The sequence below is a fragment of the Saccharomonospora iraqiensis subsp. paurometabolica YIM 90007 genome (assembly GCF_000231035.2).
In the GTDB taxonomy this organism is placed as follows: Bacteria; Actinomycetota; Actinomycetes; order Mycobacteriales; family Pseudonocardiaceae; genus Saccharomonospora; species Saccharomonospora paurometabolica.
Genome location: NZ_KI912247.1, coordinates 38121 through 46215 on the forward strand (window position 1 = coordinate 38121; position 8095 = coordinate 46215).

The 8095-nt window shown below is 70.8% G+C and carries 8 protein-coding genes; 1 reads left to right on the forward strand and 7 read right to left on the reverse strand.

The window, feature by feature from the left end; all coding sequences use genetic code 11:
* Positions 1–71: 71 nt before the first annotated feature.
* The 7 genes from SACPADRAFT_RS0214430 to SACPADRAFT_RS0214460 form a co-directional block, all read right to left on the reverse strand.
* Positions 72–776 carry a hypothetical protein gene (locus tag SACPADRAFT_RS0214430; RefSeq protein ID WP_007025575.1) on the reverse strand — a complete coding sequence of 235 codons (705 nt, stop codon included), beginning with the start codon at positions 774–776 and terminating at the stop codon, positions 72–74.
* Positions 773–1687, reverse strand: coding sequence for an ABC transporter ATP-binding protein (locus SACPADRAFT_RS0214435; RefSeq protein WP_007025576.1), 915 nt, complete (start codon positions 1685–1687; stop codon positions 773–775). The genes SACPADRAFT_RS0214430 and SACPADRAFT_RS0214435 overlap by 4 nt, the downstream gene beginning before the upstream one ends.
* A complete protein-coding gene (locus tag SACPADRAFT_RS0214440) occupies positions 1684–2043 on the reverse strand; it encodes a GntR family transcriptional regulator (protein ID WP_007025577.1) in 360 nt (119 codons plus the stop codon). Before SACPADRAFT_RS0214440 ends, SACPADRAFT_RS0214435 begins: the two co-directional genes overlap by 4 nt.
* Before the next feature lie 163 nt (positions 2044–2206).
* On the reverse strand, positions 2207–2902 hold the full coding sequence (locus tag SACPADRAFT_RS0214445; protein WP_028662470.1) for an SDR family oxidoreductase: 696 nt from the start codon (positions 2900–2902) through the stop codon (positions 2207–2209).
* Between the two features lie 72 nt (positions 2903–2974).
* Positions 2975–5071 (reverse strand): PhoX family protein, encoded by a 2097-nt coding sequence (locus SACPADRAFT_RS0214450; protein WP_007025579.1) that lies wholly within the window; start codon positions 5069–5071, stop codon positions 2975–2977.
* Positions 5072–5297: 226 nt separating this feature from the next.
* Positions 5298–6386: an inositol-3-phosphate synthase gene (locus tag SACPADRAFT_RS0214455; RefSeq protein WP_007025580.1), complete on the reverse strand. Its 1089-nt coding sequence runs from the start codon at positions 6384–6386 to the stop codon at positions 5298–5300.
* Positions 6387–6454: 68 nt separating this feature from the next.
* Positions 6455–6997: a PadR family transcriptional regulator gene (locus SACPADRAFT_RS0214460; RefSeq protein WP_007025581.1), complete on the reverse strand. Its 543-nt coding sequence runs from the start codon at positions 6995–6997 to the stop codon at positions 6455–6457.
* Between the two features lie 305 nt (positions 6998–7302).
* Here SACPADRAFT_RS0214460 and SACPADRAFT_RS0214465 point away from each other — a divergent pair, with 305 nt between their 5' ends.
* Positions 7303–7701: a DUF5318 family protein gene (locus SACPADRAFT_RS0214465; protein ID WP_007025582.1), complete on the forward strand. Its 399-nt coding sequence runs from the start codon at positions 7303–7305 to the stop codon at positions 7699–7701.
* The last annotated feature ends 394 nt before the right edge of the window (positions 7702–8095 follow it).

Sequence of the window (8095 nt, forward strand, 5' to 3'; positions counted from 1 at the left end):
TGTGTGCCTTGGAGTCTCAGGTCCGGCGTGCGCCGGTCCCGCCCCCGCCCCGGGACCGGCGCACGCACGCCTCACGGCACGGCGCGTCGCGCCGTGAGGTAGGCGGCCGCGCCGAACACGACCGAGGCCAGGAGCGGATACCCGGCCTGCCACATCAGAGTGGGCTGGCTCGTGAAGAACTCCCCGACGGCCGACCAGGCGTCGAGCCGGTTCACCACCGCGGCGAAACCGACGGCCACCACGCCGAACGAGATGCCCAGCGTCCAGACGCCCAATTGCTTCCACCGCTGGAACACGATGCCGAACCAGATGCCGAGGAAGGACACCAGCAGGAAGGGCGCGGCGTAGGCCAGAACCTGTCGCAGGGGCCCCTCCTGCTCGAAGAGGGGCAGGGTCACCAGGGTCATGTTCACGCCCCACCCGTCGGTGGCCCGTTCCACGACGGCCAACACCGCCAGCAGCACACCGTAGAGCACCGACTGCCCACCCACGACCAGCACGGTGGCGCCGAAGAAGTCCCGGCGGGTGGCCGACAGGCTCACCGCGAACGGGAACATCTGCGTCATCGTCTGCAGATGCCCGACCAACATCACGGCGTAGATCGCGGTGAGGGCCCCGGTGGAGTTCGCGGCGGCGTCGCCCCCGCGGGCCCCCTGCACGGTGGCGAAGATCAGCACGTTGGCCGCGATGACCAGTGCCAGGATGAGTACCGGCAGGCCGAGTACGGCGGGTGCGTTGACCAGTTGGATGCGGACCAGTCGTGCGATGCGGTTCATCGTCCGGCCTCCCTGCCGTTGTCGTGCCCGTTGGTGGCGCCGGCCGGAACCGGGTCCCCGTCGGTGAGCTGGGTCGTGCGCACCACCAGCTGCTGCAGGGATACCGGTTCCACGCTCACGCTGTCGGTGCCCTGCCGGGGCACGGCGCCGGAGAGGGTGAGGCGGAGGAACCCGCCGAGCTCCTCCCGGTGCAGTTCGGTGTGCCCGGCCGCGAACCGTTCGACCGCGTCGCGCGGCCCGCTCACCGTGACCGCCCGGGACCGCAGGTCCTCGGCGCCCTCGTCCATGAGAATGCGCCCGGAGTCGATCACGAGGACGTGTTCGAGCAGGTCACTGACCTCGTCGATCAGATGGGTGGACAGCACGATCGTGCGCGGGTGTTCGGTGTAGTCGGCCAGCAGCCGGTCGTAGAACCGCTGCCGCGCCACCGCGTCCAGGCCGAGGTAGGGCTCGTCGAACAGGGTCAACGGCGCGCGTGCCGCCAGCCCGATGATGATGCCCACCGCCGAGGTCTGACCGCGGGAGAGCTTCTTGATCCGCTTGCGGAGCGGGAGACCGAACTCGTCGGCCAGCTCGGCCGCGAAGTCCGCGTCCCAGTGCGGGAACCGCAGTCCCGCCGCGGCGAAGGCGTGCCGGACCTTGAACGAGTCGGGGTATTTCAACGACTCCCTGATGAAGCAGACCCGGTCGAGCACGGCGGCGTTCTCGTACGGGTTCGCCCCGAAGACCTCGATCGCCCCGTCGGTCTGCCGTTCCTGCCCGGTCAGCAGCCGCATGGCGGTGCTCTTGCCCGCACCGTTGCGGCCGAGCAGGCCGTGGATGCGGTTCTCAGCCAGTTCGAAGGAGACGTCGGCCACGGCCGTGGTGTCGCCGTAGCGCCTGGTCACCCCCCGCATGGTGGCCACGCTCATGCGTCGTCCCTCCAGACGTCGATCATCTTCTTCAGGTCGTCGGCGTCCATGCCGAGCCGGTGTGCCTCCGCCAGCAGTGGAGCGATGAACGTCTCCCCGAACGCGGTACGGCGGCGTTCGAGCAACCGCTCCCGTGCCCCGGTCGCGACGAACATGCCGACCCCCCTTCTCTTGTAGAGCGACCCCTCGGTCACCAGCTTGTTGATGCCGTTCGCCGCCGTGGCCGGGTTGATCCGGTGGAAGGCGGCGAGCTCGTTCGTCGACGGAGCCCTGGTCTCCTCCTCCAGCGAGCCGTCGATGATCGAGTCCTCGATCTGCTCGGCGATCTGCTGGAACAGCGGCCTGCCGTCGTCCATCACCGCCCCCGTCCGAGCACCTCGTGCCTCGCTGGTTCATTAGTCATGTGGGTAACCATGTCACCGTAGGGGTGAGGAGGTCAAGTCGCAGCAGTCGGAGAACACGAAAAAGCGCCGCCCCCGCGAGGTGCGGGGACGGCGCTGCCGGGGAGCCGGTGAGGGGTCAGCGGGGACGGGGGCGGAGGGTCAGCTCGGTCAGGTGCGCGTCCGGGCCCGCCGTCACGGCGGCGTGCACGGCCGCCGCGACCGACTCCGGGCGCAGATAGCTCTCCGGGGTGTACTCGCCGCCCTCGTGCGCGATCACGGCCTCCTGCATCTCCGTGTCGGTGCGCCCCGGGTAGACGGTGGTCACGCGCAGGCCCCGGATCTCCTCCTCGGCCCGCAGCACGTCGGCATAGGCGCGCAGCGCGAACTTGCTCGCCGCGTACGGCCCCCAGCCGGCCCGCGCGGACAACCCCTGGCCGGAGTTGAGGAACACCACGTGTCCGCGGGCGGACCGCAGCGCGGGCAGCAACAGCCGGGTCAGCTCGACCACCGCGACCGTGTTCACCTCGAGGTTGTGCCGCCACACCGCGGCGGGCGACTCCGCCACGGTGCCCAGTCCGGCGACCCCGGCCGAGTGAACCAGCACGTCCAGCTGATCCAGCGACGACGTGGCCTCCGCCAGCGCGGCGTCGTCGGTGAGATCCACCGGCCACGGCCGCGCGTCCGGCAGCTCGGCGGCGAGCCGTTCGAGAGCGTCGGCATCCCGCCCCCCGAGCAACAACCGGTGGGTGGGTGCCAGTGCACGGGCCACCGCCGCGCCGATCCCCCGGGACGCGCCGGTCACGAGTGCGAGTCCGGTCCTGCCGTCAGCCATACCGCAACCGTAGACCGCGTCCGGGGACGGCACGCACACCGCCGTCCCCGGACGCGGGTGGAGGAGGCCGGGTCAGCGGATCCCGATCCGACCCGCGCGGCCCCGCCCGGACTTCCACACCGCGACGAGCGCGGGTCGCGGCAGCGCGTCACCGCCGTCGGGCCAGTGCGAGTCCGCCCCGCCCTCACCCGGGTGCTGCACGGCCACCAGCACGAGGTCATCGGTGATCACCGGGCCACAGGTCTCGGCGCCGACCGGCACCGTGAGGAACTGCCGGACCCGGCCCCGTTCCGCGCCGGAGACCGGCACCGCGAACAGGCCGTCGTTCGACCCGAGCGCGTTGCCGTCGGTGGAGACCCACAGGTTCCCGTACGGATCGAACGCCAGGTTGTCCGGACAGGAGACGGGGCTGACCAGGCTCTTGTCGAACCCGCCGAAGTAGGTGTCGGCCGCCTCCGGATCCCCGCAGACCAGCAGCAACCGCCAGGAGAACGCCGTGCCGGTGGAATCGTCGCCGTCCTCGGCCCATTCCAGGACGTGCCCGTTGCGGTTTCCGGTGCGCGGATTGGCCTCGTCCACCCCGGGGCTTCCGGACGCCCCGCGGTCGCTGTTGTTGGTCAGCGCGGCGTACACCCGGCCGGTCACCGGGTCGGGCTCCACGTCCTCCGGACGGTCCATCTTGGTGGCGCCCACGGCGTCGGCGACCTGCCGGGTGAAGACGTAGACCTCCTCGGCGGTGAAGCCGGGGACGAACGACTCGGCACCGGAGGCCAACGGGATCCACTCGCCCCGGCCGTCGAACTCGCCGTCGGAGGGCAGGGCCCCGCTGCCGTCGATCTCGTGTGCCGGGCTGTCCCCGGTGAACCGGGCCACGTAGAGGGTGCCCTCGTCGAGCAGGGCCGAGTTGTGCCTGCGCGCGTGGGCGCTGCGGCCGGGCTTGTACCGACCGTCCGAGACGAACTTGTAGACGTACTCGAAGCGTTCGTCATCCCCCGAGTAGGCCACCACCCGTCCGTCGGGGGCGATCGAGATCGTCGCGCCCTCGTGCTTGAACCGTCCCAGCGCGGTGTGCTTGATCGGGGTGGAGTGCGGGTCGTGCGGGTCGATCTCGACGACCCAGCCGAACCGGTGGACCTCGTTGGGCTCGGCGGAGACGTCGAACCGGCGGTCGAACCGCTCCCACTTGCGGGTGCTCTCCCCACCGGTGAGGCCGTACCGTCGCAGCCGCTCGGCGGCGACCGGGTCGGTGACCGTGTCGGCGTGGGCGAAGTACTGGTGGAAGTTCTCCTCGCCGGAGAGCACGGTGCCCCACGGGGTGACCCCGCCCGCGCAGTTGTTCAGCGTGCCCCGGACCAGTCGTCCCTCCGGATCGGCCGCGGTGCGCAGGTATTCCGAGCCCGCCGCGGGGCCGCGCACCGCGAACCCGGTCTCGACGGTGACGCGGCGGTTGTGCCGACCGGTCTCCACCCGCAGGCCGCCCTCCGGGTCCCGCCGGGCCGTGAGCACCGACATGCCGTGCGCGGCCCAGCCGATCCGCACCTGCTCCTCCGTCGGCGCGTCCGGGTCGTACTGCCCCGAGGGGAACATCTCCGTCTCGGTGGTGTACTCGTGATTGACCACGAGCAGGTTGTGCCGACCGGAGGCGTCCCGCGGGATCAATCCGACGAAGTCGTTGTTGTAGCCGAGTTGGCGCGCCTGGGCCTCGGCCGTCTGCGCCCCCGCGTCGAACGCGGGCGCACCGGGCAGCACCGGATCACCCCAACGGATGACGACCTGCTGGTCATACCCGGACGGGACCACGACGGCGTCGGCGGTGTTCGGGGCGACGGGATCGAAGTCGGTGCCGGGTACCGGACCGGGCCTGCCGCCCTCGCCCCGCCCCGGGTTCCGTGCCGACCCGTCCGTGGCCGACCCGTCCGTGGCCGACGCGGCGCCCGACAGGGCGGCGAACCCGGCGGCCGCCGCGCCCAGTACCGCGCCGGCACGCAGCGCCCCACGCCGGGACAGTTCGGTGGCGACGTCGGCGAAGTAGGGGTTGTCCGACCGGTTCGGGGCCGGATGCGCACACGCATTCCCACACCGGTACAGACACGTGGTCACCGACCGCGCGGAATGCCGCGAGGTCGTCAGGGGCAGCAGCCGTTCCGGCCGTCTCGGTTCCGTGGACACCCGTCCTCCAGATCACTCCGGCAGCATCGCTGTTCGAGCATGGCAGCGCGGCGACGCTACGGCGAGGGATCGAGTGATTCCCGTACGAACGGTGAACACGGGCGGAACACGCCCGGGCAACCTGCCGAACGCGGGCTCCCGGACCGACGCGCGAAAAGCCCCCGCACCACCCGACCCGGACGGGAAAGGGAGGCGAAGGGGCCTTCGGGGCGCGCGGGGAACCGGCTCAGCGCTCGATCTCGCCCGCGATGAAACGCTCCACCGAGTCGCGGGCGGTGGAGTCGTCGTACTGCACCGGCGGGGACTTCATGAAGTACGACGACGCCGACAACAGCGGCCCGCCGATCCCCCGGTCCTTGGCGATCTTCGCGGCGCGCACCGCGTCGATGATGATGCCCGCCGAGTTCGGCGAGTCCCACACCTCGAGCTTGTACTCCATGTTGAGCGGCACGTCACCGAAGGCGCGACCCTCCAGGCGCACGTACGCCCACTTGCGGTCGTCCAGCCACTGCACGTAGTCGGAGGGGCCGACGTGGACGTTGCCCTTGCCGAGGTCGCGCTCGATCTGCGAGGTCACCGACTGGGTCTTGGAGATCTTCTTCGACTCCAGCCGCTCCAGCTCCTTCATGTTCTTGAAGTCCATGTTGCCGCCCACGTTGAGCTGCATGGTGCGGTCGAGCTGGACACCGCGGTCCTCGAAGAGCTTCGCGAGCACCCGGTGCGTGATCGTGGCCCCGACCTGCGACTTGATGTCGTCGCCGACGATCGGCACACCCGCCTGCTCGAACTTCGCGGCCCACTCCGGCTCCGAGGCGATGAACACCGGGATCGCGTTGACGAAGGCGACGCCGGCCTCCAGGGCGGCCCGCGCGTAGAACTCCGAGGCGTCGGTGGAACCGACCGGCAGGTAGGACACCAGGACGTCGACCTCCGCCGCCCGCAGCGCCGCCACGACGTCGACCGGCTCGTCGTCGGCCTCCTGGATGGTCTCCTGGTAGAAGCGGCCGAGCCCGTCGAGGGTGGGCCCGCGCTGCACGGTGACCCCGAGCGGCGGGACGTCGCAGATCTTGATGGTGTTGTTCTCGCTGGCCAGAACGGCCTCGGCCAGGTCGTGTCCGACCTTCTTGGCATCCACGTCGAACGCGGCGACGAACTCCACATCACCCACGTGGTATCCGCCGAACTGCGCGTGCATCAGTCCGGGGATACGCGCGGCCGGGTCGGTGTCGCGGTAGTAGTGCACCCCCTGGACAAGCGACGCCGCGCAGTTGCCGACGCCCGCGATGGCCACTCTCACGCGGCGATTGTCGCCCATGCCGGTCTCTCCTTACTCGTGTTCTCTCGTCTTCGGCTCCCGCCGAGCCGGGCGCGAACCGCTCCCCGTCAGGACTGCTGCCCTCGTTGCTCGGCCTGTTCGTGCGCGATCAGCTCGTTGAGCCAGCGCACCTCCCGCTCACTGGTCTCCAGCCCGAGCTGGTGCAGTTCGCGGGTGTAGCGGTCGATCTTCTCCTCGGCCCTGGCCAACGCTGCCCGGAGACCTTCCCGGCGTTCCTCGACCCGGCGACGCCTGCCCTCCAGGATGCGCATCCGGACGTCGGCCGGTGTCCTGGAGAAAAAGGTGAGGTGGACGCCGAAACCCTCGTCGTCCCACGTCTGCGGACCCGCGTCGGCGACCAGCTCGGCGAACCGCTCCTTGCCGTCCGCCGTGAGCTTGTAGACGCGCTTGGCCCGCCGGTTCCAGCCGGTGGTGGGTTCGGCCACCTCCTCGGCGATCAGCCCGGCCCGCAGCATCCGGCGCAGGGTCGGGTAGACGGAACCGTACGAGAAGGTGCGGAACATACCGAGCGTCTCGTGCAGACGCTTGCGCAGTACGTACCCGTGCATGGGGGCCTCGTGCAGCAGCCCGAGGATCGCGAACTCCAGCACAGTGCACCCCCTTCCGGGAATCGACGACTCACCACCGGCGTTGTCGGTTCGGGCCCGACCGGGCGGCGGCCCACTCCGGACATCGCCCCGCCCCGGTCCGCGAACCGAACTCCAACATACCGCGTCATTATATCGCGTCGATACATCGACGTGGCACACGTAACGCGGTAGACCGTCCGAGTGATTGCTCGGACGTGTGAACTTCACCGAACAGTTATCGGGATTTCGGCGTGTCGGATGGGTGACCCGTCACGTCCTGCGCGACACGCGGGCATCGGGGAGGCGGTTACCCGTACTCTGTTGGCGTGCGGAACCAGCGGCAGGTCGTCGATTACGCGCTCGCGCGTCGTGCTGCCCTGGCCGAGTACCACTCGGGCAGGGCCAGCACGCTCGACGTCTGCGATGCCGACCCCTACCTGCTCCGGGCGGCCGAGTTCCACGGCAGGCCGAGCGCCTCCCCGTGCCCGGTCTGCCGCAGGGACCGCCTGCACGAGGTGTCCTGGGTGTTCGGCGACGAGCTCCGGCACGCCTCGAACTCGGCACGCTCGCCCGAGGAACTGGACCGGATGGCGGGACTGTTCGGCGAGTTCACCGTGTACGTGGTCGAGGTGTGCCGCGGATGCGGGTGGAACCACGTGGTGCTCTCCTACGTCCTCGGCACCGGGGAAACCCGACCCCGTTCCCGGAGGGCAGCAGGCCGGTGAGCACGACACGGGACGGCCACGCCGGTACGGACCCGAGGGTCCACGGCCGGCATGGACCCGAGGGTCCACGGCCCCGACGAACTCGGCGGCCTCCGCGCCCACGACGGGCACGGGGGCCGTTTGCGGCGGCGGGTATCGGCACCGGGCCGGACCCGCGCGTCGCGGCGCACGTACTTTCGCCGGACGCATGGAACGGCGTGCCGGCAGAGCGCCGATCTGGGAGGTCATGAGTGAGCGACCGGGGACACAACCACCGGCCGGACCCTGAGCCGGGCAACGAACCGCGATGGCCGGGGCAGGACGCCGCATCGGGCGGCCCCCAGTGGCCCACGGGCGACGAATCCGGGGACGGGCCGCCCCGGGGCCGACCGGGCCCCCCGGCGGGGGGTCGTGG